This is a genomic window from Telluria sp. BA11 (assembly GCF_056680305.1).
Window position 1 is genome coordinate 2,277,444 of sequence record NZ_CM155275.1, and the last position, 25,137, is coordinate 2,302,580.

The window sequence follows — 25,137 nt, forward strand, 5'->3', positions numbered from 1 at the left end:
CTCCTGTAGGTCAAGCTGACGCAGCCACTGACGCGGCCTGCGGTGCTTTCGGATACGGTGCGAGATAGCCGACCAGCAGCAGCAAGAGGCCAACACCAACGAACGACACGACGCGCGCGATACTTCCGCCATTGGCCAGGTCAACCAGGAACAGCTTGGCCACCACAATGCCGTACAACAGCGCGCCGATCCACCAGACTCGTCGTCGAGCAGTGCGTGCCGCAATGCGCATGAGCGCAAAAGCACTCGCACCCCAAGCCAGAGAGAGCAAGGCCTGCACCGTTTGCGAAGCCGTGAGATCGGCAAGCCGGTAATCGGTGCCAAGGTAATGCGCCGCACTTCGTAGCAGGATGAGATTGAACCAGAGCCACGCTGCCACGATGCTGGCACGCCGCAGTGTGGATAGAACGGGCTGATCCAGCGCAGCCCTGGCAGCGAGCTGCCGCAACGTGCTCACCCATAACATCAGCACGAACCCGGTGGTCAGATCGAGCGGATTGAGCAGTGGGAGATAGGGTAACGGGGCCATCGCGCCATCGTGTCTCAGATTCCACAGAGCGATCGGCAACATCGTAAGAACAGTACCCACTGGGACAGCAATCGACTGGTACCAGTCCGAGATCGGCACGGTCGGCCACCGTCCTTTCCTGCCTCGGCGCAGCAAGCCGACCAGGAACAGCATCATTGCCCATGTCGGGAGGTAATTGCTCCAGGCAGCGTCCGTGATCCAGCTGTCTTGCGAGATCAACACACTGTCCGCCGGTGTGGCGAGCCACCCGTCGATCAGGATCGCGCCAGTTGGCCACAACGCCAGCCATGGGCCAGCCGTGCGCACGGTGTGCAAAATCTGCGATACGGTGCGGTTTAGAAGCGACCCGCTGGCATGCCAGCGCAGCATCGCCTGTTCGCTACCCAGCCATGCAACTGCCCATGCGATCGAGAGCGCGGCGTCCGGGAGCGCGTGCGCGCCGTATAGCTGGGCAAATAAACGCAGCGTGATGATGCCCAGCGCAGACCAGCAGACAAGGGCAAACCAGCGTAGTTGGGGCCAGGCGAAGCGCGCGGCGTAGCGCACGCAGGCGATCGACGTAGCCGCGATGCCAAGGGAATACAGTGCCAGCCAGCGGGAATCCATGCTGCCCAGGATGGCGGGCAGATGGTCGGTTACCCGGCTCGCAGCAATATTCAGGGCGCTCATCCACCAGATACCGCTCCACAGCAGCAACCACGTTGGAAGGTGGCTACCGTTTTGCGTGGGCGCAGTTCGCTGCAGCGTACAGCTGGTTGCGAACGCCGCTACTGCCAGGATCACGATGCCCAGCAAAGGCATGGCGTCATTTAGCTCGACTATGCGTATCCATAACAATCCGGGCGAAACAGCCATCGCCAGGCCGACAGCTCCCGCGATCTGGGCGGCCAGAACCAGTTGCCGCGCGGTAGGCCAGAGCATGCGCAGGCTGATCGCATACAGCAGCAGCGCGGTGAGCATTGAGCCGCCAACGATCCAGTTGGCCAGGGTGCCCCCCGAAAAACGCAGGGATGCTTCGGTGTACCACCCGGCCAGGAGCCATGCAGCAGCGAGTGCCAGGGCCGTGTTGGCTAGTGGCGACAAATCCTGTTCACCGCCGTGCGGCCTGCGTAACGCCACGGCCACAGCATAAGCGCTGCCAGCGAGCAGCAGGAAGCCCAACCACAAGTGCGCCGTCAGTGCGGTGTCGATGTCGAAGCCGGACAACGAAATCGTGAAGCTGATCCAGGCTGCGACTTGCAATAACAGACCACAAATCCAGATGGCTTGCCGGCGGTGTTGCAGGCCGAACCACACGAAACCAAATCCCTGGAGTGCCCATGCGGCCGAGGTCCAGCGCGCATCAAGGGCAAACGGGATCGTCAGCGTGGCGAAAATAGCTCCAAAAACGGCAAACGTCTGCACCAGCGCACGCCAGCGCTCCTTGCCGGCATGCCAGAGCATCGTCCCGACCACGAGATAAAAGCCGCCCAGCCCGAGGGCGGAGAAAGCCAGTCCAAACTGCATGTCCTTCACCAGCCCGACCTGAAAACCGAAGGTTAATAGCGGCGTGCCCATGATCAGCGTGGCATCGACGTAATCCTGCAGCCGTGTTCTCTCGCGGCCTGCGAATGCGAAAGGGATGGCCGAATAGCACAGGAAAAAGAAGATGAGAAATGCCTGCGCCGATGCGTAATTGTCCGAGGTGTATTGCAACCCACCCCAAGCCCCGCCAACCCCAAACGTGAAGACAAAGCCAAGTAAATTAAGTTGGTGCCACGAACGCTTGAACGCCAGCACGAACACGCCGACATTGAGCATCGCGTAATAAGAAAACAGGGCTATATGGTTTCCCTCTCCGGTCGATAAGAGCAGGGGACAGGAGAATCCGCCGGTTATACCGAATGCCGCGAGCCACGGCGCTTCTTGCAATATGGCCAACAGGCACGTGAACACCGTGAGCGACACCAGCAAGGCGAAAGCGAATTCCGCAGGTATCAAGGCATAGCGCTGGAATGCGCTGAAGATCACCAGCATCAGGATGGCGATGGCGGTTCCCTGTACCGGCAAGCCGATCTCTCTGCGTTTGCTGCGCAGGCGCCAGCCCCAACCCAGCAGTCCCAGGTCGACCAGTACCACGGCGGCCAGCCGTAGCTCAATAGGAATCGTGATGGTCGCCGCGACATACTTGAGCAGGAATGCAATACCGATAAACAGGATAACCAGGCCGAGCTTGGCGACCAGATTCCCGGTCATCAGCCAGGTTTTGACCGCAACCAGCCAGCGAGGCGGCGGAGATACTGCTTTGCTTGACGCATCAGGGTCCAGCGGCGGCGTGATCGCGTCGCGTTGAATCGGGCTGCCACGGCTTCGGCCGCGGCGGGGAGTACCTCGTTTTGCTTGTGGCGACCGATGGATTGTCTGGGCGTCATCGGCACTGGCACTGGCACTGGCACTGGCACTGGCACTGGCACTGGCAGCGTCCACCCCTTGGACTTGTGCATGGGCGCTATCTGGCAAACCGGCAGGTGGCACCTGTTCAACATCATCCTTTGGTACTGTGGAAACAGCCATGTCAGCAGGACGAGGCACCGGTGTTTCCAGAGGTGCCGGAGATAGCTGTTTGACCTTCTCGCGGAGCAAAACCAGTTGCTCTTCCAATTCGTTGATTTGATAGCCGCGTCGCAGCCCCACAAGCCAGGCTGCAATGAATGGATAAGCCGCTATTATCAACACCCATGTGGTGATCTCACGCATGGCGGCCCTTCATGTGAAGTACTTGGTTCCGCCAGTCCGGGCCCACGCATCATGCGACAGTCCCCTTGGCGTCAAAGAAATAGTAAGAGCCAGAAGCATGTGCAGAAATGAACCTGTTTGACCGTTGCGCCTGATCAAATCATGGGGCTAGTACGTGGGGTTTTGCTGCCACAGTGTGGTCAGTGACGTATTACAGATGCAGCAAACTCTCGCGAGCCTGAGGATGAGCAGCACGCCAAACAAGGAATGACAGCTTGCGGGAATGGGGTGGATGGTTGATGGGTCAATCGCATAAAGTCGATCGCCCAAAGCGAAAAGCCCCACTCAGATCACTGAGTGGGGCTTTTCTATATAACTAGCCTGACGATAACCTACTTTCACACTGGTTGCAGCACTATCATCGGCGCAAAGTCGTTTCACGGTCCTGTTCGGGATGGGAAGGGGTGGGACCGACTTGCTATGGTCATCAGGCATAACTTGTACGAGCTTCGTTGCACATGCAACGCTGCTCTGAATCTGGAAGAAGTAGTTTTTATTGGGGGTCGTATTTGTGTCAACAACAGCTGAACTCTCGCAACCCTGGACTACCAAGGTTATAGGGACAAGCCGTACGGGCAATTAGTACTGGTTAGCTTAATGCATTACTGCACTTCCACACCCAGCCTATCAACGTCCTGGTCTCGAACGACCCTTTAAAGAGCTCAAGGCTCTGGGAAATCTCATCTCAAGGCAAGTTTCCCGCTTAGATGCTTTCAGCGGTTATCTCTTCCGAACTTAGCTACCCGGCAATGCCACTGGCGTGACAACCGGTACACCAGAGGTTCGTCCACTCCGGTCCTCTCGTACTAGGAGCAGCCCCCTTCAAATTTCCAACGCCCACGGCAGATAGGGACCAAACTGTCTCACGACGTTTTAAACCCAGCTCACGTACCACTTTAAATGGCGAACAGCCATACCCTTGGGACCGGCTACAGCCCCAGGATGTGATGAGCCGACATCGAGGTGCCAAACTCCCCCGTCGATATGAACTCTTGGGAGGAATCAGCCTGTTATCCCCAGAGTACCTTTTATCCGTTGAGCGATGGCCCTTCCATACAGAACCACCGGATCACTATGTCCTACTTTCGTACCTGCTCGACTTGTCGGTCTCGCAGTTAAGCACGCTTATGCCATTGCACTATCATCACGATGTCCGACCGTAATTAGCGTACCTTCGAACTCCTCCGTTACACTTTAGGAGGAGACCGCCCCAGTCAAACTGCCTACCATGCACTGTCCCCGATCCGGATAACGGACCAAGGTTAGAACCTCAAATGAACCAGGGTGGTATTTCAAGGTTGGCTCCACAAACACTAGCGTGTCTGCTTCAAAGCCTCCCACCTATCCTACACAGATTGATTCAAAGTCCAATGCAAAGCTACAGTAAAGGTTCATGGGGTCTTTCCGTCTAGCCGCGGGTAGATTGCATCATCACAAACATTTCAACTTCGCTGAGTCTCGGGAGGAGACAGTGTGGCCATCGTTACGCCATTCGTGCAGGTCGGAACTTACCCGACAAGGAATTTCGCTACCTTAGGACCGTTATAGTTACGGCCGCCGTTTACTGGGACTTCAATCAAGAGCTTGCACCCCATCATTTAATCTTCCAGCACCGGGCAGGCGTCACACCCTATACGTCCACTTTCGTGTTTGCAGAGTGCTGTGTTTTTATTAAACAGTCGCAGCCACCATTTTATTGCAACCCGTTCATCCTTCCACAGTAAAGTGGTCAAACTACTAGGGCGTACCTTATCCCGAAGTTACGGTACCAATTTGCCGAGTTCCTTCTCCCGAGTTCTCTCAAGCGCCTTAGAATACTCATCTCGCCCACCTGTGTCGGTTTGCGGTACGGTCTCGTATGACTGAAGCTTAGAGGCTTTTCTTGGAACCACTTCCGATTGCTTCAGAACCTAAGTTCCTCGTCTCAACCCCTTGAATTACGTACCCGGATTTGCCTAAGTACCTTCTATGAGTCAAAAACTGGCTATTCCAACAGCCAGACAACCTTCCGCGATCCGTCCCCCCATCGCATCATACGACGGTGCAGGAATATTAACCTGCTTCCCATCAGCTACGCATCTCTGCCTCGCCTTAGGGGCCGACTCACCCTGCTCCGATGAACGTTGAACAGGAAACCTTGGGCTTACGGCGTGGAGGCTTTTCACCCCCATTATCGCTACTCATGTCAGCATTCGCACTTCTGATACCTCCAGCATCCTTTACAAGACACCTTCGCAGGCTTACAGAACGCTCTCCTACCATATGTCCTAAGACATATCCGCAGCTTCGGTGACTGGCTTAGCCCCGTTACATCTTCCGCGCAGGACGACTCGATCAGTGAGCTATTACGCTTTCTTTAAATGATGGCTGCTTCTAAGCCAACATCCTGACTGTTTTAGCCTTCCCACTTCGTTTTCCACTTAGCCAATCTTTGGGACCTTAGCTGGCGGTCTGGGTTGTTTCCCTCTTGACACCGGACGTTAGCACCCGATGTCTGTCTCCCAAGCTCGCACTCATCGGTATTCGGAGTTTGCAATGGTTTGGTAAGTCGCAATGACCCCCTAGCCATAACAGTGCTCTACCCCCGATGGTGATACTTGAGGCACTACCTAAATAGTTTTCGGAGAGAACCAGCTATTTCCAAGTTTGTTTAGCCTTTCACCCCTACCCACAGCTCATCCCCTAATTTTTCAACATTAGTGGGTTCGGACCTCCAGGGCGTGTTACCGCACCTTCATCCTGGCCATGGGTAGATCACTTGGTTTCGGGTCTACACCCAGCGACTGTCGCCCTATTCGGACTCGATTTCTCTACGGCTCCCCTATACGGTTAACCTCGCCACTGAATGTAAGTCGCTGACCCATTATACAAAAGGTACGCAGTCACGGAACAAGTCCGCTCCTACTGTTTGTATGCACACGGTTTCAGGATCTATTTCACTCCCCTCCCGGGGTTCTTTTCGCCTTTCCCTCACGGTACTGGTTCACTATCGGTCGATTACGAGTATTTAGCCTTGGAGGATGGTCCCCCCATGTTCAGACAGGATTTCTCGTGTCCCGCCCTACTTGTCGTATGCTTAGTACCACCGTTCGAATTTCGTGTAAGGGGCTATCACCCTCTATGGCGCCTATTTCCAGAGGCTTCCACTATCCGATCGACTATTACATACAGGCTCATCCCATTTCGCTCGCCACTACTTTGGGAATCTCGGTTGATTTCTTTTCCTGCAGCTACTTAGATGTTTCAGTTCGCCGCGTTCGCTTTGCATGCCTATGTATTCAGCATGCAATGACCTATAAAGGCCGGGTTTCCCCATTCGGAAATCTGCGGATCAAAGCTCGTTTGCTAGCTCCCCGCAGCTTATCGCAAGCTACTACGTCCTTCATCGCCTGTAATCGCCAAGGCATCCACCATGTGCACTTATTCGCTTGTCCCTATAACGTTGGCCTCTGCTGACAACAGAGATCGTCACAGGTACAAGAGTACAGCTGTGTTGCAATGATACAAATACTACTACCCAAGCATGCATCACATCTCGTTTCCGATTTGCGCTACATACTTAAAAACTTTACTTCTTCCAGATTGTTAAAGAACGAAAAAACAGTGATCTCGAAAAGACCAAACCTAAATCCATCCAACAGGTTGTTGACGACTTACGTTTGAACTTTTACCGTAATGGTGGAGGATGACGGGATCGAACCGACGACCCCCTGCTTGCAAAGCAGGTGCTCTCCCAGCTGAGCTAATCCCCCATTCAGGTGATGCTTAGTGCTGATTGGTAGGGCTGGTTGGACTCGAACCAACGACCCCCGCGTTATCAACACGGTGCTCTAACCAGCTGAGCTACAGCCCCGATAAAACTGTTCTTTACTATTCAACAGTCGATAAGCGTGGACGCTTGATAATGAAACTTCTCAGTTTCGTGGTGCTACTCTAGAAAGGAGGTGATCCAGCCGCACCTTCCGATACGGCTACCTTGTTACGACTTCACCCCAGTCACGAATCCTACCGTGGTAAGCGCCCTCCTTGCGGTTAAGCTACCTACTTCTGGTAAAACCCGCTCCCATGGTGTGACGGGCGGTGTGTACAAGACCCGGGAACGTATTCACCGCGACATGCTGATCCGCGATTACTAGCGATTCCAACTTCACGCAGTCGAGTTGCAGACTGCGATCCGGACTACGATACACTTTCTGGGATTAGCTCCCCCTCGCGGGTTGGCGGCCCTCTGTATGTACCATTGTATGACGTGTGAAGCCCTACCCATAAGGGCCATGAGGACTTGACGTCATCCCCACCTTCCTCCGGTTTGTCACCGGCAGTCTCATTAGAGTGCTCAACTAAATGTAGCAACTAATGACAAGGGTTGCGCTCGTTGCGGGACTTAACCCAACATCTCACGACACGAGCTGACGACAGCCATGCAGCACCTGTGTTACGGTTCTCTTTCGAGCACAACCAAATCTCTTCGGTCTTCCGTACATGTCAAGGGTAGGTAAGGTTTTTCGCGTTGCATCGAATTAATCCACATCATCCACCGCTTGTGCGGGTCCCCGTCAATTCCTTTGAGTTTTAATCTTGCGACCGTACTCCCCAGGCGGTCTACTTCACGCGTTAGCTGCGTTACCAAGTTAATTAAAACCCGACAACTAGTAGACATCGTTTAGGGCGTGGACTACCAGGGTATCTAATCCTGTTTGCTCCCCACGCTTTCGTGCATGAGCGTCAATCTTGACCCAGGGGGCTGCCTTCGCCATCGGTGTTCCTCCACATCTCTACGCATTTCACTGCTACACGTGGAATTCTACCCCCCTCTGCCAGATTCTAGCCTTGCAGTCTCCAACGCAATTCCCAGGTTGAGCCCGGGGATTTCACGTCAGACTTACAAAACCGCCTGCGCACGCTTTACGCCCAGTAATTCCGATTAACGCTTGCACCCTACGTATTACCGCGGCTGCTGGCACGTAGTTAGCCGGTGCTTATTCTTCAGGTACCGTCATTAGCGAGGGATATTAGCCCTCACCGTTTCTTCCCTGACAAAAGAGCTTTACAACCCGAAGGCCTTCTTCACTCACGCGGCATTGCTGGATCAGGCTTTCGCCCATTGTCCAAAATTCCCCACTGCTGCCTCCCGTAGGAGTCTGGACCGTGTCTCAGTTCCAGTGTGGCTGGTCGTCCTCTCAGACCAGCTACTGATCGTGGCCTTGGTGAGCCTTTACCTCACCAACTAGCTAATCAGATATCGGCCGCTCCAGGAGCACAAGGTCCGAAGATCCCCTGCTTTCATCCTTAGATCGTATGCGGTATTAGCGTAACTTTCGCTACGTTATCCCCCACTCTTGGGTACGTTCCGATATATTACTCACCCGTTCGCCACTCGCCGCCAGGTTGCCCCGCGCTGCCGTTCGACTTGCATGTGTAAAGCATGCCGCCAGCGTTCAATCTGAGCCAGGATCAAACTCTTCAGTTCAATCTCTGTTTGTTGGCATTTCTGCCACCCTACATTGCTGCAGGGGTCGCTCACTCAAAATACTGACCGTTATCTCATTGCTGAGACAACGTATTTCTTTTTTGTGAACATTTGATAATTTAAGTAATCAAAGACCGAAGTCTTTGGCACCCTCATCAAACGCCCACACTTATCGACTGTTAATTTTTAAAGAACTTTATTCGGTGCTGCCTCCTGCCGTTTGCTACGAAGCGTTGTGTTCGTCAGCAGCAGAGAAGAGAGAGTATGCGGTGTTTTGCGATGTTCGTCAACTTCTTTTTTTCTTCCCTCTTCGCTGCTGCATCCATTTGAATGCTTCTGCGTCGAGGGAGCGAGACTATAACAAACGCAGGACCAGCCCGCAAGGCAATCATGTCATCCATGTTGAATTGCGGTGGTAACCCATCCATAAGCAATACACTCCTGCTCCAGGCGAAGCCGCTCGCCCAGAACGCTATCGCGCAGCGTGTCATACAGCGCATGCTCGTCATCCGTGAGCCGGGTCAACTCTCCCGTGAAACGCTTGTCGGCATCTTCGCTGCCCCACAGGTGGCGATGCGCCTGAAAGGTCGCCGTATCCATCAACGGGGAACGTACCGTTGGCAAGGCCGCACGCAGGCGGTCAAGGATTGCGAACCCATGGGTGTCAATATCGCCCTAATACGCGATGTCGCGGTCACGCAACCAATCGATCTGCGCCAGGCGATCGATGCCGTACCCGCCGCCGAAGATCACCATGCTTGATGCCACCTGCGGAAACGCAAGTGCATTGATGTCGTTCTCGGTGACGAACACCCGCTCGACGCGCGTGCGCAGCTGCTCAAACTGCGTCACGGGCACCATCAGATCCGACAAGCCGCCGATGTGATGCGCCTCGTCGAGCATGCGAAAGCGGATCAGGGGTGGTTTGCCCAGCAAACCGTAGCGCCCCTCGAACTGGCGCGGCCCGGTCGCATCCAGAATCGCCGCCGGCGGCAAGACCTGATCCAGCAGCTCGGCGAACAGCCCCTTGCGCGCCTCGATGAACTTGGTGTCGACGCCGTGGATATCGAGCTGACGCAGATAAATCGCCGGCCGAGGGTGCGCAACGAACCAGTGCAAAATCGCCAGGACGCGCTCCCACTCGTCACCATGTTCTAGCAGTTTGCGCGGATGACTGCGCACCCACGCGTGCAGCTGAGGAAAGGAGAACAGCGTGGCGGCCGCCAACGTATCGAACTGGCGCGCGTCACGGACACGGCCAATCATGCGAAGCGCCTCGGCCTCAGTGTCAATCACCGCCGCAAACGGGATGCTGTTGCGCCCAAGCTGGCGATGATTGATGTCGCGCCACGTCAGGTCATAGCCGTGCCCCTGCTCCGCGCGGCTGCCTGCCTTGAGCATGGCAACCCAGGTGCGCACCTGCTCGAACTGCTCGCCCATGACGGCGACACCGGGCTGGCGCAGGCGAAGCTCGTACGGTAACAGCGGGGCGTTATCAAGGCGCGCAGCAAGCAAGGCGCCGCTGTCCCATAACCGCTGCACACCGGCGACGATATCGGCAGGCGTCGACCAGGCATTGCGCGCTCCGCTCATTACGCGCGCGTCCCACGTTCGGCGCGGTACTCCTCGATGCTCAGGTACCGCAGCATCGACTGACGCCCTTCTTCGCTATGCACGAACCCCAGCCCGGCGACATAGGGCTCGATGATGTGGATCTTCTGCAGCGGCGTAACGATCAGCAGCTGCAGGTTCATGCGGCGAAACATTTCAAGTCCATAGCGCGCCGATTCATCCGAGCCGCGACCGAACGCTTCGTCGATGACCACAAAGCGGAACGACCGTGAACGCACCGCACCCCACTCGAGACCGAACTGGTATGCCAGGCTCGCCGCCAGCACGGTGTAGGCCACTTTTTCCTTCTGGCCGCCGGACTTGCCGCCCGCATCCGTGTAGTGCTCGTGCTCGTGCTCGCGATCGTCTTCGCGCCAGCGCTCGGACGCCGAGAACACGAACCAGTTGCGCACGTCGGTCACCTTGCGGGTCCAGCGCCGATCCATCTCGGCGCTGCCTTCGCGACCGCGAAAACGTTCGATGATGCGCCGCACCTGCAAGAACTTCGCCTCGGTATAGTCCTCGTCGGCCGACCCGGTGAGCGAGCCTTCGGTGCAACTGCGCAGGTCCTGCTGGAAGTCGCGCAGGTCGGCGTCCAGGCTCGACGCCGCTTCCAGGGCGATATACCGGCTCGGGTTGTAATCGATCGCATGCAGGGAGGCGTTGATGGTGTCGACCCGCTCGCGGATCGTTTCGCGCTCGCGCTTGAGCTGCGACTGGAAGCCGGCAATCTCGCGGATCGTGTTCTCATTGAGCAGACCCTTGAATTTATCGGCAAACGCGGCAGGTCGTCCGCTTCGAGCACGTGCAGCATGCGCTGGAATTCGGCGGCGGCATCGATGCTGACATCGACCTCGCGCGCATCCAGCGGCCAGGTGCGCACGTAATCCTGCATGGCCGAGATGATCGTGTCGCGCAGGCGCTCGATCTTCCGGGTCTCGGCATCGAGCCTGGCCTGAATGAAGTCGCGCATGTCACGCTCACGGTTGTCGCACGACTCCACCATGAGGGTATGTTCGCCCAGCGCCTGCTCACGCAACGCAGCCAACGCCCCGAAGCGCGCGCGGATCGTCTCGTCGGCCGCCGCCGCCAGCACATCGCACTGCGCGAGCTGCTCGCGCGCCGTGCGCAGCTTTTCGACCAGGGTCGCCAGCAGGGCCGCCGCCGCTGCATGGTCCGCGTCGAGCGCAACCTGGGCGGCGCCGAGTGCGCGTAACTGCTCCTGCAAGGTGCGCAGCAGGGCCGACGCCGCGGCCAGTTCTTCCTGCTCGCGTTCCAGCCGGTCGATCGACGCCACCAGCGACTTCCAGTCCAGCTCCGCGAAATGCACGTACACCGCCAGTTGCTGCCACAGGCCATACACCTTGTTGTCGTCTTCCACCTCGCGCTTGAGGGTGACGATCTGCGCGGCGTGTGCCGATATGCGCGTGGCCAGGTCACGCTCCTGCCGGGCCAGGGCGGCGATCTTTGCATCGTTCGACCAGCCCAGCACGTAGCTGGTGCGATCGTCGATCGTGCGCCGGTCATCCTTTTCGTGACGTTCGCCGCCGGCTTTGAGCTGGCCATTGCGGGTGATCGCGCGCTGTTCGCGCCGGAACTGGTCCATGTTCTCGCAGCAGGCATAGTCGAAACGGCGTGCCAGCTCATATGCGATCCAGCTGTAGAACGGCGACGCCGGTTCGATGGCGAGCCTGTGCACGAGCGACTGCGGATGCAGCGTCGGTGGCTGACTCGCTGCTTGCGGCCGCACCCGGTAATACACGAACCGCGCGCCAAGATGCGTGCGCTCGGCCCATGCGGCCACTTGGGCGTAGTACACCTCGGGCACCAGGAGTGACAGGCCGAAAGCGTGCAACAGGCGCTCGGCCGCGCCTTCCCACGCACGCTCCCCATCGGTGATCTGCTTGAGCAGATCAAAGACCGTCATCAGGCGTGATTCGGTGCCGATGAACGCGCGCTGGCCCAGTCCCTGCAGCCACTTGAGCGCCTGCTCGCTCGATGACGTCAGGTCGTAGTGGGGTTCGTCTTCCCCGGGCGGGTAATATTTGCGCAGCCAGCCACGCTAGTCGGACGCCCAATCATCAAGATAACCAGCAGCGCTTTTGGGGAACAGGGTCTCGCCGCTGACCTGGTGCAGCTGATACAAGTGGTCGTCCAGCTGCGACACCAGCTGCTGGCGCGCAATGGTGCGCACGTTCGGCACGACAAACACGTGGTGCAGGAAGCTGGCGATCATGGGGGCATGGTCTGCGGCGAGAAGCCGCCAGGCCGGGTGCGAGCGGCGTTGCGCGTGTAACTGCTGATAGTCCATTGTTGTCTGAGTAGTCACGGATACCGTGACTGTACTGCGGGTTGTGCTGTGAGGCAGCGGGAAGGATGCTGGGCCTATCCAGGCACGGGCCCCTCGGCCTCGGGCGACATCGACGCGACCAGCTCGTGATACCAGCATGCCTGCCGCGTTTTGTGCAGACGGTACCAGGCAGTTGCCGTCGCCGGCCGCCATACCTTGAGCATCTTCAACACTTCATACGAGAATTCCAGCGGCGCCAGGCCGCTCGCGGTAATCAGGTTGTCGCCGCGAACTGCCGGCTTATGGCGGTAGTGGGACTGCCCGGTGTATGCAGGGCAAGCCGCTTGCAAGGATCCGAGATCGTTGGAGGTATGGCGACGCCGGTCAAGTGCACCGGTGCTGGCGAGGCCGACCGTCGCGCCGCAGATGGCGGCAACATTGTGCCCCTTGTCGAGGGCATCGCGCGCCAATTCCAGCAGTGGCCTGACAAATGGCGTCGCCCAGATATCGCCGCCAGGTAGCAGGAGCAGATCGTTGGCATGCAGTTGAATACGATCGACTGTTATGTCAGGTACGTACCGAATGCCACCCATACTGTGCACAGCATCCAGTGACACGCCGAGTTTGACCAGATTGCATGTCATCCCGGGATCATGGAAAAAGCGCCGGCTATGCAGCTCGGCCGTCAGGTAGCCGATCTCCCAATCTGCCATCGTGTCGATTACCGCGAGGTAGACGTTCATCGTGATGTCCTTGCTGGGTCGGTGTGGTTTGACAATGATATCGATGTATCTTGACGTTCGATACGGTATCGATCGCCCAAAGCGAAAAGCCCCACTCAGATCACTGAGTGGGGCTTTTCTATATAACTAGCCTGACGATAACCTACTTTCACACTGGTTGCAGCACTATCATCGGCGCAAAGTCGTTTCACGGTCCTGTTCGGGATGGGAAGGGGTGGGACCGACTTGCTATGGTCATCAGGCATAACTTGTACGAGCTTCGTTGCACATGCAACGCTGCTCTGAATCTGGAAGAAGTAGTTTTTATTGGGGGTCGTATTTGTATCAACAACAGCTGAACTCTCGCAACCCTGGACTACCAAGGTTATAGGGACAAGCCGTACGGGCAATTAGTACTGGTTAGCTTAATGCATTACTGCACTTCCACACCCAGCCTATCAACGTCCTGGTCTCGAACGACCCTTTAAAGAGCTCAAGGCTCTGGGAAATCTCATCTCAAGGCAAGTTTCCCGCTTAGATGCTTTCAGCGGTTATCTCTTCCGAACTTAGCTACCCGGCAATGCCACTGGCGTGACAACCGGTACACCAGAGGTTCGTCCACTCCGGTCCTCTCGTACTAGGAGCAGCCCCCTTCAAATTTCCAACGCCCACGGCAGATAGGGACCAAACTGTCTCACGACGTTTTAAACCCAGCTCACGTACCACTTTAAATGGCGAACAGCCATACCCTTGGGACCGGCTACAGCCCCAGGATGTGATGAGCCGACATCGAGGTGCCAAACTCCCCCGTCGATATGAACTCTTGGGAGGAATCAGCCTGTTATCCCCAGAGTACCTTTTATCCGTTGAGCGATGGCCCTTCCATACAGAACCACCGGATCACTATGTCCTACTTTCGTACCTGCTCGACTTGTCGGTCTCGCAGTTAAGCACGCTTATGCCATTGCACTATCATCACGATGTCCGACCGTAATTAGCGTACCTTCGAACTCCTCCGTTACACTTTAGGAGGAGACCGCCCCAGTCAAACTGCCTACCATGCACTGTCCCCGATCCGGATAACGGACCAAGGTTAGAACCTCAAATGAACCAGGGTGGTATTTCAAGGTTGGCTCCACGAGAACTAGCGTCCCCGCTTCAAAGCCTCCCACCTATCCTACACAGATTGATTCAAAGTCCAATGCAAAGCTACAGTAAAGGTTCATGGGGTCTTTCCGTCTAGCCGCGGGTAGATTGCATCATCACAAACATTTCAACTTCGCTGAGTCTCGGGAGGAGACAGTGTGGCCATCGTTACGCCATTCGTGCAGGTCGGAACTTACCCGACAAGGAATTTCGCTACCTTAGGACCGTTATAGTTACGGCCGCCGTTTACTGGGACTTCAATCAAGAGCTTGCACCCCATCATTTAATCTTCCAGCACCGGGCAGGCGTCACACCCTATACGTCCACTTTCGTGTTTGCAGAGTGCTGTGTTTTTATTAAACAGTCGCAGCCACCATTTTATTGCAACCCGTTCATCCTCATGGAGTAAACCAATCAAACTACTAGGGCGTACCTTATCCCGAAGTTACGGTACCAATTTGCCGAGTTCCTTCTCCCGAGTTCTCTCAAGCGCCTTAGAATACTCATCTCGCCCACCTGTGTCGGTTTGCGGTACGGTCTCGTATGACTGAAGCTTAGAGGCTTTTCTTGGAACCACTTCCGATTGCTTCAGAACCTAAGTTCCTCGTCTCAACCCCTTGAATTACGTACCCGGATTTGCCTAAGTACCTTCTATGAGTCAAAAACTGGCTATTCCAACAGCCAGACAACCTTCCGCGATCCGTCCCCCCATCGCATCATACGACGGTGCAGGAATATTAACCTGCTTCCCATCAGCTACGCATCTCTGCCTCGCCTTAGGGGCCGACTCACCCTGCTCCGATGAACGTTGAACAGGAAACCTTGGGCTTACGGCGTGGAGGCTTTTCACCCCCATTATCGCTACTCATGTCAGCATTCGCACTTCTGATACCTCCAGCATCCTTTACAAGACACCTTCGCAGGCTTACAGAACGCTCTCCTACCATATCCAATAAAGGATATCCGCAGCTTCGGTGACTGGCTTAGCCCCGTTACATCTTCCGCGCAGGACGACTCGATCAGTGAGCTATTACGCTTTCTTTAAATGATGGCTGCTTCTAAGCCAACATCCTGACTGTTTTAGCCTTCCCACTTCGTTTTCCACTTAGCCAATCTTTGGGACCTTAGCTGGCGGTCTGGGTTGTTTCCCTCTTGACACCGGACGTTAGCACCCGATGTCTGTCTCCCAAGCTCGCACTCATCGGTATTCGGAGTTTGCAATGGTTTGGTAAGTCGCAATGACCCCCTAGCCATAACAGTGCTCTACCCCCGATGGTGATACTTGAGGCACTACCTAAATAGTTTTCGGAGAGAACCAGCTATTTCCAAGTTTGTTTAGCCTTTCACCCCTACCCACAGCTCATCCCCTAATTTTTCAACATTAGTGGGTTCGGACCTCCAGGGCGTGTTACCGCACCTTCATCCTGGCCATGGGTAGATCACTTGGTTTCGGGTCTACACCCAGCGACTGTCGCCCTATTCGGACTCGATTTCTCTACGGCTCCCCTATACGGTTAACCTCGCCACTGAATGTAAGTCGCTGACCCATTATACAAAAGGTACGCAGTCACGGAACAAGTCCGCTCCTACTGTTTGTATGCACACGGTTTCAGGATCTATTTCACTCCCCTCCCGGGGTTCTTTTCGCCTTTCCCTCACGGTACTGGTTCACTATCGGTCGATTACGAGTATTTAGCCTTGGAGGATGGTCCCCCCATGTTCAGACAGGATTTCTCGTGTCCCGCCCTACTTGTCGTATGCTTAGTACCACCGTTCAGATTTCGTGTAAGGGGCTATCACCCTCTATGGCGCTTATTTCCAGAAGCTTCCACTATCCGATCGACTATCACATACAGGCTCATCCCATTTCGCTCGCCACTACTTTGGGAATCTCGGTTGATTTCTTTTCCTGCAGCTACTTAGATGTTTCAGTTCGCCGCGTTCGCTTTGCATACCTATGTATTCAGTATGCAATGACCTATAAAGGCCGGGTTTCCCCATTCGGAAATCTGCGGATCAAAGCTCGTTTGCTAGCTCCCCGCAGCTTATCGCAAGCTACTACGTCCTTCATCGCCTGTAATCGCCAAGGCATCCACCATGTGCACTTATTCGCTTGTCCCTATAACGTTGGCCTCTGCTGACAACAGAGATCGTCACAGGTACAAGAGTACAGCTGTGTTGCAATGATACAAATACTACTACCCAAGCACATGCTGTCGCATGCGCTTAAAAACTTTACTTCTTCCAGATTGTTAAAGAACGAAAAAACAGTGATCTCGAAAAGACCAAACCTAAACCGCGTTGGCATATTCGCCAGGCTTATGTTTGAACTTTTACCGTAATGGTGGAGGATGACGGGATCGAACCGACGACCCCCTGCTTGCAAAGCAGGTGCTCTCCCAGCTGAGCTAATCCCCCATTAGGTGATGCTGTGCTGATTGGTAGGGCTGGTTGGACTCGAACCAACGACCCCCGCGTTATCAACACGGTGCTCTAACCAGCTGAGCTACAGCCCCGATAAAACTGTTCTTTACTATTCAACAGTCGATAAGCGTGGACGCTTGATAATGAAACTTCTCAGTTTCGTGGTGCTACTCTAGAAAGGAGGTGATCCAGCCGCACCTTCCGATACGGCTACCTTGTTACGACTTCACCCCAGTCACGAATCCTACCGTGGTAAGCGCCCTCCTTGCGGTTAAGCTACCTACTTCTGGTAAAACCCGCTCCCATGGTGTGACGGGCGGTGTGTACAAGACCCGGGAACGTATTCACCGCGACATGCTGATCCGCGATTACTAGCGATTCCAACTTCACGCAGTCGAGTTGCAGACTGCGATCCGGACTACGATACACTTTCTGGGATTAGCTCCCCCTCGCGGGTTGGCGGCCCTCTGTATGTACCATTGTATGACGTGTGAAGCCCTACCCATAAGGGCCATGAGGACTTGACGTCATCCCCACCTTCCTCCGGTTTGTCACCGGCAGTCTCATTAGAGTGCTCAACTGAATGTAGCAACTAATGACAAGGGTTGCGCTCGTTGCGGGACTTAACCCAACATCTCACGACACGAGCTGACGACAGCCATGCAGCACCTGTGTTACGGTTCTCTTTCGAGCACAGCCAAATCTCTTCGGCCTTCCGTACATGTCAAGGGTAGGTAAGGTTTTTCGCGTTGCATCGAATTAATCCACATCATCCACCGCTTGTGCGGGTCCCCGTCAATTCCTTTGAGTTTTAATCTTGCGACCGTACTCCCCAGGCGGTCTACTTCACGCGTTAGCTGCGTTACCAAGTTAATTAAAACCCGACAACTAGTAGACATCGTTTAGGGCGTGGACTACCAGGGTATCTAATCCTGTTTGCTCCCCACGCTTTCGTGCATGAGCGTCAATCTTGACCCAGGGGGCTGCCTTCGCCATCGGTGTTCCTCCACATCTCTACGCATTTCACTGCTACACGTGGAATTCTACCCCCCTCTGCCAGATTCTAGCCTTGCAGTCTCCAACGCAATTCCCAGGTTGAGCCCGGGGATTTCACGTCAGACTTACAAAACCGCCTGCGCACGCTTTACGCCCAGTAATTCCGATTAACGCTTGCACCCTACGTATTACCGCGGCTGCTGGCACGTAGTTAGCCGGTGCTTATTCTTCAGGTACCGTCATTAGCGAAGGATATTAGCCCTCACCGTTTCTTCCCTGACAAAAGAGCTTTACAACCCGAAGGCCTTCTTCACTCACGCGGCATTGCTGGATCAGGCTTTCGCCCATTGTCCAAAATTCCCCACTGCTGCCTCCCGTAGGAGTCTGGACCGTGTCTCAGTTCCAGTGTGGCTGGTCGTCCTCTCAGACCAGCTACTGATCGTGGCCTTGGTGAGCCTTTACCTCACCAACTAGCTAATCAGATATCGGCCGCTCCAGGAGCACAAGGTCCGAAGATCCCCTGCTTTCATCCTTAGATCGTATGCGGTATTAGCGTAACTTTCGCTACGTTATCCCCCACTCTTGGGTACGTTCCGATATATTACTCACCCGTTCGCCACTCGCCGCCAGGTTGCCCCGCGCTGCCGTTCGACTTGCATGTGTAAAGCATGCCGCCAGCGTTCAATCTGAGCCAGGATCAAACTCTTCAGTTCAATCTCTGTTTGTTGGCATTTCTGCCACCCTGCATTGCTGCAGGGGTCGCTCACTCAAAATACTGACCGTTATCTCATTGCTGAGACAACGTATTTCTTTTTTGTGAACATTTGATAATTTAAGTAATCAAAGACCGAAGTCTTTGGCACCTTCATCAAACGCCCACACTTATCGACTGTTAATTTTTAAAGAACTTATTCGGTGCTTCATCTGCCGTTTGCTTCGAATCGTTTTGTTCGCTGCAGCAGAGGAATGAGATTATGCTCGACCTGCTGAGCTTCGTCAACAGCTTATTTTTCAGTTGTGTGACAAATCTGGCGCGATGCCTGCACTGAACTGCTTCGCTACTCCCGCAGCGTGACGGTCGTGTAGTTCGGGTCGGCCTTGATCTTTTCTTGCGTAAAGGGAAGGCTCGGCCAGCTCTTGCGTGAATACAGCAGTGTCTGGTCGGCATACCACGGCGACGTGGGATCGACCGACTGGCCATATGTCAGCATCGCCTGCGCCACCGGCCCCTGCTCGTCGAACGTCACGGTCTGCAGATAGCTCTGGCCCCAGTGCGCGCCGACATAGCCTTGTGCCGTCAAGCTGCTGCGCATCGTCAATGACCCATACGTCCCCTCCTGATTCCCATTGCCGCCGTGCAGTGGAATACGCACGCCGTTGCGTGGTTCGACCTGATAGTCACCCATACGGCCATCGAGGGGCACGCCGAGTGACTGCAGCTTGTCGGCCGCTGTCCTGAGCGCCACCAGCATGGCGGGCATGGCCGCCGGCGCCACGCCGGCCGGCGTATTGACGGGGTCCGCCGGATCGAACGGCCGTGCCCATTTGTTCGGGATCGCCGTCGCCAGCGCCCAGAATTCGCGGAACAGCACCGCGCCCCGGCTGTCGAGATCGGCGCGCCGGTCCCACGCTTGCAGCGTCGTGCAGGCTTGATGCATCAGCGTGCTGCTCGCGCTGCTGCAGGCGGTCAATAACTCGGGCAACACCAGCTCGGCCGCGTAAACGCGGTTCGAGAACGCCAGCGCCTGCATGTCAGCGAGGTTCAGCTTGTTGCGCTGGGCCAGCAGATCCTCGACCTGGCGGAACCCGATCCGCGTGCGCAGGCTTTGCTCGGCATTCACGCGCCCGTACAGCGGCGAATAGCCCAGCGGCGCCGGACCGGTGAGCAGCGCCTTCGGATTGGTCAGCCAGTAACTGTCATTCGAATTGCCCACGTAATCGGTGCGCATCATCCACGGCGCCGTGGCCGGTGCGTAAATGCCGGCCGGCGCGCCCACATCCTGCCCCCAGCCGCAGCTGCCCTTTGACCCGTCGAACAGCAGCGCCGCCTGCAGCAACAGGCAACCGTTCACGAACTTGTCCGCATTCATGTGCGGCACGACACTGGCGTCCGCATACAGCGTATTGCCATCGCGGTCGGCCGCCACCGTGTTCACCCATGGCAACCCCACCACCTTGTCGAGCGAATCCTTCAGCGTGCGCACACTGGTGGCGGTGCCGATGCCCAGCCACTGCTCGAGCATCCGGGTATTGCTGCGATTCGGGTCGGCCAGCACATAGGCAGCCTGAGCGGTCCACGTCAGGCCCGCAGCCGGCCGGCTGATGACGGCGCCCTGGTGGCTGAAATAAAAGGTCTTGGTACGCCGGCCGATCAGGCCATCGGGCAGCAGCGCCTCGACCGTCACCGTTTTCGATGTCATTGTCCGCCGCGCCCCGTCATACAGATAGGTGGTGCCGCTGGCGTCGCCGGGATCCAGCGCCAGCCGGAACGTGGTGAAGTGATTGGCGAACGTGACCGTGTGGCTCCAGGCCACGTCGCGGTTGAAGCCAATGACGACGGCCGGCACGCCGCCGATGATCACGCCCATCGCATCGTAGCGCCCCGGCACGGTCAGATGCGCCTGATAGAAGCGGTCGGTCGTGGTCCACGGATAGTGCGGGTTGCCAAGCAATAGCCCGCGCCCATTGGCGGACAAGTCCTTGCCCACCGCCAGCGCATTGCTGCCGAAGCCTTGCCGGTTCAGCAGATCGAGCTGCGCGACCAGCGACGACGCATCGATCTTGCGCGGCGCCATTTTAGCCAGCGTCACGGTGGCGCCGGGAACCCGACCGGCAGCAACGAAGTCGCGGGCAAAGGCCTGGCCCGATGCGTGCAGCGCCTTTTCCGCCACCACCAGCATCATGTCGTCGAGCGAAATCGGCCTCACCCATTTCGTGTTGGCACAGGCCGCCGGCAACTTGCTTCCCGCATCCTTCAGGTACCGGTTATAGCCTTCGACATAGCCTTCAAGCAGGTCGCGTGGCTCGCGCGCGCCGCTGGCATACCCCGTGCGCAATTGCTCAATGTCGAGGTAGCCCTTGAAGAAGAAGTCGCTGTCCTCGTTGTTCAGGTCCATGAACCCGCTACCGCCGCCATACTCGTCGCCGGTGCGCTGGCGAGGTCGCGCATCGCCGCCAAAGAACAGTGAGCGCTCACCGCGCACGGTCAGCACTGCATCGGCGAACATGCAGACATTGTCTTGGGCATAGGCATACGCCAAGCCATAGCCGAGGCTGCGGAAGTCGTCAGCCCGGACATGCGGCACGCCATGCGTGGTGCGGGCGACGTCGACGTTGATGCGGGCGGCGGTGGCTGGGGGCGGCGGCTGAACGGCGGGGTCGTCATCATGATTCCGACCACAGGCGCCCAGCGCCAGCACGAGTGACACGACAAGGAGGCGATAGGGCGCAGCAGGATGACGACGTTGCATGAAGACGCTTTCTGCGGCGGGCGCCGCGCGATCGAACCATAACGAAGTAAAACTATTGCAATACTTTAACCCTAAAATAGTGCCGATGTGCTATTTCTCTCGCATGGATGCGGCATCGACACGACAAACACGGCACTACAGAAACGACGCTACAAAGCAAAAAAGCCCACCAGACACCTGGTGGGCTTTCTCTATATAACTAGCCTGACGATAAACTACTTTCACACTGGTTGCAGCACTATCATCGTCGCAAAATCGTTTCACGGTCCTGTTCGGGATGGGAAGGGGTGGGACCGATTTGCTATGGTCATCAGGCATAACTTGCTGGAAAACTGTTCCTCTACTGGGCAACAGGCCTCCTGAATTCCGGCTCGCATTCTAACAAGCAATTTCCGATACCACCAGCTTTATCGCACATGCCGTCAAAAACGCGGCAACGGCTGCACCGGGCCAGCCTGCAAGCCCGCCTGGCGCGTCGCCACCTGCACGGCCTCAATGCGCGCGGCCATCGACGGATGCGACGCCAGGTAATGCACCACGGCCGGCGTTGTCCCCTCCTCGCGCTGCAAGGTGGAAAACAATTCGGTGGCGCCGCCAGCATGCCCGTAGCGACATTGCAGGATAGCCAGTGCCTTTGCATCCGCAGCAGCTTCGCGGCCCCGCGAATACCCCGACTCGCCCAGATGCTGCGCTGGTGCCAGCACGCCCGCCGTCCCGCTGCCGTCGCCCGTGAGCACGGCGGCGGCGGCAATCAGCACCACGCGCCGGCCAACTGCGCGCAAGTGATCGCGGTTGGCCATGTGCGACAGCTCATGGGCCAGCACGAACGCCATGCCGTTTTCGGACTGCACACTGTCGAACAGCGCCGAGAACACGACCACCACGCCGCCTGGCGCGACCATCGCATTGGGCGTGTCCGAGCGATTCACGCGCACCGTGACCGGCCCGCTGACGCCGGCGCATTGGCGCATGCCATCGACCAGGCCCTGAGCCCACGCTTCACGCGTGCGCATCGCCGGCTCGCTCGCGGGCGGCGTCCATGCCACCATCTGCGTCAGCTGCGCCTCGGTCTCCGGTCCCATCCGGTCCACCACCACATCGACCAGCCAGCCCAGCACCAGATAGCCGACGACCACCGCCGCCGACAGCCCGGCAAGGATCAACAGGAAATCCTTGAGCGGATGGCCGGGCGTGACGTTGTCGTTGTGCTCGGGCAGCGAAGCCTGGTATTTCATGGTGCGGCGCTCTGTTCTGCGTAATAGATGGCGGTGCCGTAGGCCAGGACCTCGACGCCATTGATCTGCCGCTGGTTGCCCGTCAGCGGCATCGTTTCGAGGCGCACGTTGACGATCTCGTGGGCACCAGGGCAGCTTTCCTTCAAGCGCAGCACCGCTTCACGCTTGGCGCGATCAAGCAATGTCTCGTACGACTGCACCGGCCCGCCCACCAGCGAGCGCAGCGCCGACGCCGCCTTCTTGAAGTGGTCGACCGCCACCACCACGCTGCCCGTAACCAGCTCGGTGCGCGCCACCGGCCCAGACCCGAGCAATGTCTTGAGCGACGTGGCCGGCAAGTGCAGCCACGTTTTTTCCCTGGCGATGATGGAGCGGTAATGCCTGGCTTCGGCCATCCGCCCGAAGACATAGCCCAATCCAATCGGCACCGTCCAGAAGACAATCAGGAAAATTAAGTCCATCAGCCCACCGTCACCGCAGTGCCGTAGACATAGATCTCGGCGGCGCCGGCGGCCACCGACGAGGTCGAGAAGCGCACATTGACGACGGCGTTCGCCCCCATCTGCGTGGCTTGTGCCTGCATGCGTTCGGTGGCCTGCGCGCGCGATTCTTCCAGCAACTCGGTGTAGCCCTTGAGTTCGCCACCAACCATGTTCTTCAGGCCCGCCATGATGTCGCGGCCCACGTGCTTGGAGCGCACCGAGCTGCCGGAGACAACGCCGTGGCACGCCGTGATGGTCTTGCCCGGAACGGTTTCGATATTGGTCATGAACATGGAAGGCACTTTCTGAATAAGGAGTCGCCGATTGTAGGCGCCAATCTTTATTAGAAGCAATGTCGAATGCATAGTCACGCGAAGGACGACAGCATCACAGTAAAATACCGCCTTCAACCCCCCTCAGCCTGCCACCACCATGTCGATCCTGCTTACCACCCTGAACGCCCGCTACACGCACGCCTCGCTCGGACTGCGCTACCTGCTGGCCAATATGGGGCCGCTGCAGGACCAGACCCGCATTCAGGAATTTGTCACCGGCGCCAAGACCGCTGACCTCGTCGAGCGTATCCTGGCGCATGCGCCGCGCATCGTCGGCTTTGGCGTGTATATCTGGAACGTCGAAGAAACCACGCGCCTGGTCGCGATGCTCAAGCGCGTTGCGCCTGCCGTCAAGATCATCCTGGGCGGCCCGGAAGTTTCGCACGAGACCGGCGAGCAGGAGATCGTCGGGTTGGCCGACTATGTCATTACCGGCTGGGGCGACGTCACGTTCCCCAAGCTGTGCGGCGAGATCCTCAACGGCCCCAAGCCCTTGATGAAGATCCACGCCGGCGTGCAGCCGCCAATGGACGCGATCGCCCTGCCCTATGCGCTGTACAACGACGACGACATCGCCAACCGCACCCTGTACGTGGAAGCCTCGCGCGGCTGCCCGTTCAAGTGCGAGTTCTGCCTGTCGTCGCTCGACAAGACCGCCTGGCCATTCCCGCTCGACGCCTTCCTGGCCGAGATGGAAGCAATGTACGTACGCGGCGCGCGCCTTTTCAAGTTCGTCGACCGGACGTTCAACCTGAACGTCAAGACGAGCCTGCGCATCATGGATTTCTTCCTCGATAAAATCGCGCAGTATCCGGACGACCCGATCTACGCCCACTTCGAGCTGGTCCCCGACCACCTGCCCGATGCGCTGAAGGACACCATCGCCAAATTCCCGGCCGGCGCGCTGCAGTTCGAGATCGGCATCCAGAGCTTCAATCCCGAAGTGCAGGCGCTCGTGAGCCGCCGCCAGAACAACGAGAAGGCGGCCGAGAATATTCGCTGGCTCACGCAGCATGCCACCGCCCACCTGCACGTCGACCTCATCGCCGGCCTGCCGGGCGAAGACGTGGCCAGCTTCGCGCGCGGCTTCGACCAGTTGGTGGGCCTGGGCGCCGAGGAAATCCAGTTCGGCATCCTCAAGCGCCTGCGCGGCACGCCCATCATCCGCCACACCGAAGCCTTCGGCATGGTGTACGACCCGTACCCGCCGTACACCGTGCTGGCGACGGACAAGATCGACTTTGCGACCATGCAGCGCCTGGTGCGCTTTGCGCGCTACTGGGACTTGGTGGCCAACTCGGGGCGCTTTGCCAACACCACGCCGGTGCTGCTGGGCGCGGCGCCGTTCGACAACTTCATGGCGTTTTCGGACTGGATCTATACGCGCACCGATGCGACGCACCGCATCGCGCTCGATCGCCTGGCCAAGCTCGTGGCCGAGTACTTACAGGTGCGCGGCATGGCGGCGCATGAAGCGGCCAGCCTGCTCGCCAGCGACTACGCCGGCAAGGTCGATGCGCCGGCGCGCACGCCGCAACCGGTCCCCGATACGGCGCGCGCGGTGGCCCCGTCGCGCCAGGCGCGCCACCTTGCCGCCTGATTCGCGTAACCAACATTGTGGCAGCGGGCGCGATTCTCTTTTACACTGCCGC

Annotated in this window: 9 protein-coding genes, 4 tRNA genes, 7 rRNA genes and 2 pseudogenes; 1 reads left to right on the forward strand and 21 read right to left on the reverse strand. The window is 57.3% G+C overall.

Features of this window, described 5'->3' with window-relative positions; translation table 11 throughout:
- Positions 1 to 10: 10 nt before the first annotated feature.
- The 21 genes and pseudogenes from AC1MGT_RS09970 to AC1MGT_RS10070 form a co-directional block, all read right to left on the reverse strand.
- Complete coding sequence (locus AC1MGT_RS09970; protein WP_499504043.1) at positions 11 to 3,265, reverse strand: DUF2339 domain-containing protein; 3,255 nt, start codon at positions 3,263 to 3,265, stop codon at positions 11 to 13.
- A gap of 358 nt (positions 3,266 to 3,623) precedes the next feature.
- Positions 3,624 to 3,736: ribosomal RNA gene (rrf, locus tag AC1MGT_RS09975) — 5S ribosomal RNA — on the reverse strand.
- A gap of 126 nt (positions 3,737 to 3,862) precedes the next feature.
- Positions 3,863 to 6,738 (reverse strand): 23S ribosomal RNA (locus AC1MGT_RS09980).
- Between the two features lie 242 nt (positions 6,739 to 6,980).
- Positions 6,981 to 7,056, reverse strand: a tRNA-Ala gene (locus AC1MGT_RS09985).
- Between the two features lie 24 nt (positions 7,057 to 7,080).
- A tRNA-Ile gene (locus tag AC1MGT_RS09990) sits at positions 7,081 to 7,157 on the reverse strand.
- 84 nt (positions 7,158 to 7,241) lie between these two features.
- Positions 7,242 to 8,774 (reverse strand): 16S ribosomal RNA (locus AC1MGT_RS09995).
- The 16S, 23S and 5S rRNA genes sit together here with 2 tRNA genes alongside, the layout of an rRNA operon.
- Before the next feature lie 393 nt (positions 8,775 to 9,167).
- Positions 9,168 to 10,367, reverse strand: a pseudogene (locus AC1MGT_RS10000) (Wadjet anti-phage system protein JetD domain-containing protein).
- Positions 10,367 to 10,831, reverse strand: a complete 465-nt coding sequence (locus AC1MGT_RS10005; protein WP_499504044.1) for an SbcC/MukB-like Walker B domain-containing protein — start codon at positions 10,829 to 10,831, stop codon at positions 10,367 to 10,369. The pseudogene AC1MGT_RS10000 and the gene AC1MGT_RS10005 overlap by 1 nt, the downstream one beginning before the upstream one ends.
- Positions 10,804 to 12,312, reverse strand: coding sequence for a hypothetical protein (locus AC1MGT_RS10010; protein WP_499504366.1), 1,509 nt, complete (start codon positions 12,310 to 12,312; stop codon positions 10,804 to 10,806). The genes AC1MGT_RS10005 and AC1MGT_RS10010 overlap by 28 nt, the downstream gene beginning before the upstream one ends.
- A gap of 24 nt (positions 12,313 to 12,336) precedes the next feature.
- A pseudogene (locus AC1MGT_RS10015) lies at positions 12,337 to 12,888 on the reverse strand (DUF3375 family protein); the annotation flags it as partial.
- A complete protein-coding gene (locus AC1MGT_RS10020) occupies positions 12,771 to 13,418 on the reverse strand; it encodes a DJ-1/PfpI family protein (RefSeq protein WP_499504046.1) in 648 nt (215 codons plus the stop codon). The pseudogene AC1MGT_RS10015 and the gene AC1MGT_RS10020, both read right to left, overlap by 118 nt.
- A gap of 129 nt (positions 13,419 to 13,547) precedes the next feature.
- Positions 13,548 to 13,660, reverse strand: a 5S ribosomal RNA gene (gene rrf, locus AC1MGT_RS10025).
- Positions 13,661 to 13,786: 126 nt separating this feature from the next.
- Positions 13,787 to 16,662, reverse strand: a 23S ribosomal RNA gene (locus tag AC1MGT_RS10030).
- A 223-nt stretch (positions 16,663 to 16,885) separates the two neighbouring features.
- Positions 16,886 to 16,961 (reverse strand) — tRNA-Ala (locus AC1MGT_RS10035).
- A 21-nt stretch (positions 16,962 to 16,982) separates the two neighbouring features.
- Positions 16,983 to 17,059, reverse strand: a tRNA-Ile gene (locus AC1MGT_RS10040).
- Between the two features lie 84 nt (positions 17,060 to 17,143).
- Positions 17,144 to 18,676 (reverse strand): 16S ribosomal RNA (locus AC1MGT_RS10045).
- Positions 18,677 to 19,021: 345 nt separating this feature from the next.
- Positions 19,022 to 21,433 carry a penicillin acylase family protein gene (locus tag AC1MGT_RS10050; RefSeq protein WP_499504047.1) on the reverse strand — a complete coding sequence of 804 codons (2,412 nt, stop codon included), beginning with the start codon at positions 21,431 to 21,433 and terminating at the stop codon, positions 19,022 to 19,024.
- A gap of 202 nt (positions 21,434 to 21,635) precedes the next feature.
- Positions 21,636 to 21,748: ribosomal RNA gene (gene rrf, locus AC1MGT_RS10055) — 5S ribosomal RNA — on the reverse strand.
- A gap of 107 nt (positions 21,749 to 21,855) precedes the next feature.
- Positions 21,856 to 22,668 carry a M48 family metallopeptidase gene (locus AC1MGT_RS10060; protein WP_499504048.1) on the reverse strand — a complete coding sequence of 271 codons (813 nt, stop codon included), beginning with the start codon at positions 22,666 to 22,668 and terminating at the stop codon, positions 21,856 to 21,858.
- Positions 22,665 to 23,129 carry a YbjQ family protein gene (locus AC1MGT_RS10065; RefSeq protein WP_499504049.1) on the reverse strand — a complete coding sequence of 155 codons (465 nt, stop codon included), beginning with the start codon at positions 23,127 to 23,129 and terminating at the stop codon, positions 22,665 to 22,667. Before AC1MGT_RS10065 ends, AC1MGT_RS10060 begins: the two co-directional genes overlap by 4 nt.
- Positions 23,129 to 23,443 carry a YbjQ family protein gene (locus tag AC1MGT_RS10070; protein WP_183555251.1) on the reverse strand — a complete coding sequence of 105 codons (315 nt, stop codon included), beginning with the start codon at positions 23,441 to 23,443 and terminating at the stop codon, positions 23,129 to 23,131. Before AC1MGT_RS10070 ends, AC1MGT_RS10065 begins: the two co-directional genes overlap by 1 nt.
- A 139-nt stretch (positions 23,444 to 23,582) precedes the next feature.
- Between AC1MGT_RS10070 and AC1MGT_RS10075 the strand changes: the two genes are divergently transcribed.
- Positions 23,583 to 25,085 (forward strand): B12-binding domain-containing radical SAM protein, encoded by a 1,503-nt coding sequence (locus AC1MGT_RS10075; protein ID WP_499504050.1) that lies wholly within the window; start codon positions 23,583 to 23,585, stop codon positions 25,083 to 25,085.
- Positions 25,086 to 25,137 lie beyond the last annotated feature (52 nt).

Excerpts from the sequence above, each read along its gene's own strand:
- AC1MGT_RS10075 (WP_499504050.1), top strand. The coding sequence starts at position 23,583 with ATGTCGATCCTGCTTACCACCCTGAACGCCCGCTACACGCACGCCTCG.
- AC1MGT_RS10020 (WP_499504046.1), bottom strand. The coding sequence starts at position 13,418 with ATGAACGTCTACCTCGCGGTAATCGACACGATGGCAGATTGGGAGATC.
- AC1MGT_RS09970 (WP_499504043.1), bottom strand. The coding sequence starts at position 3,265 with ATGCGTGAGATCACCACATGGGTGTTGATAATAGCGGCTTATCCATTC.
- AC1MGT_RS10050 (WP_499504047.1), bottom strand. The coding sequence starts at position 21,433 with ATGCAACGTCGTCATCCTGCTGCGCCCTATCGCCTCCTTGTCGTGTCA.
- AC1MGT_RS10060 (WP_499504048.1), bottom strand. The coding sequence starts at position 22,668 with ATGAAATACCAGGCTTCGCTGCCCGAGCACAACGACAACGTCACGCCC.
- AC1MGT_RS10065 (WP_499504049.1), bottom strand. The coding sequence starts at position 23,129 with ATGGACTTAATTTTCCTGATTGTCTTCTGGACGGTGCCGATTGGATTG.
- AC1MGT_RS10010 (WP_499504366.1), bottom strand. The coding sequence starts at position 12,312 with ATGACGGTCTTTGATCTGCTCAAGCAGATCACCGATGGGGAGCGTGCG.
- AC1MGT_RS10070 (WP_183555251.1), bottom strand. The coding sequence starts at position 23,443 with ATGTTCATGACCAATATCGAAACCGTTCCGGGCAAGACCATCACGGCG.
- AC1MGT_RS10005 (WP_499504044.1), bottom strand. The coding sequence starts at position 10,831 with ATGGATCGGCGCTGGACCCGCAAGGTGACCGACGTGCGCAACTGGTTC.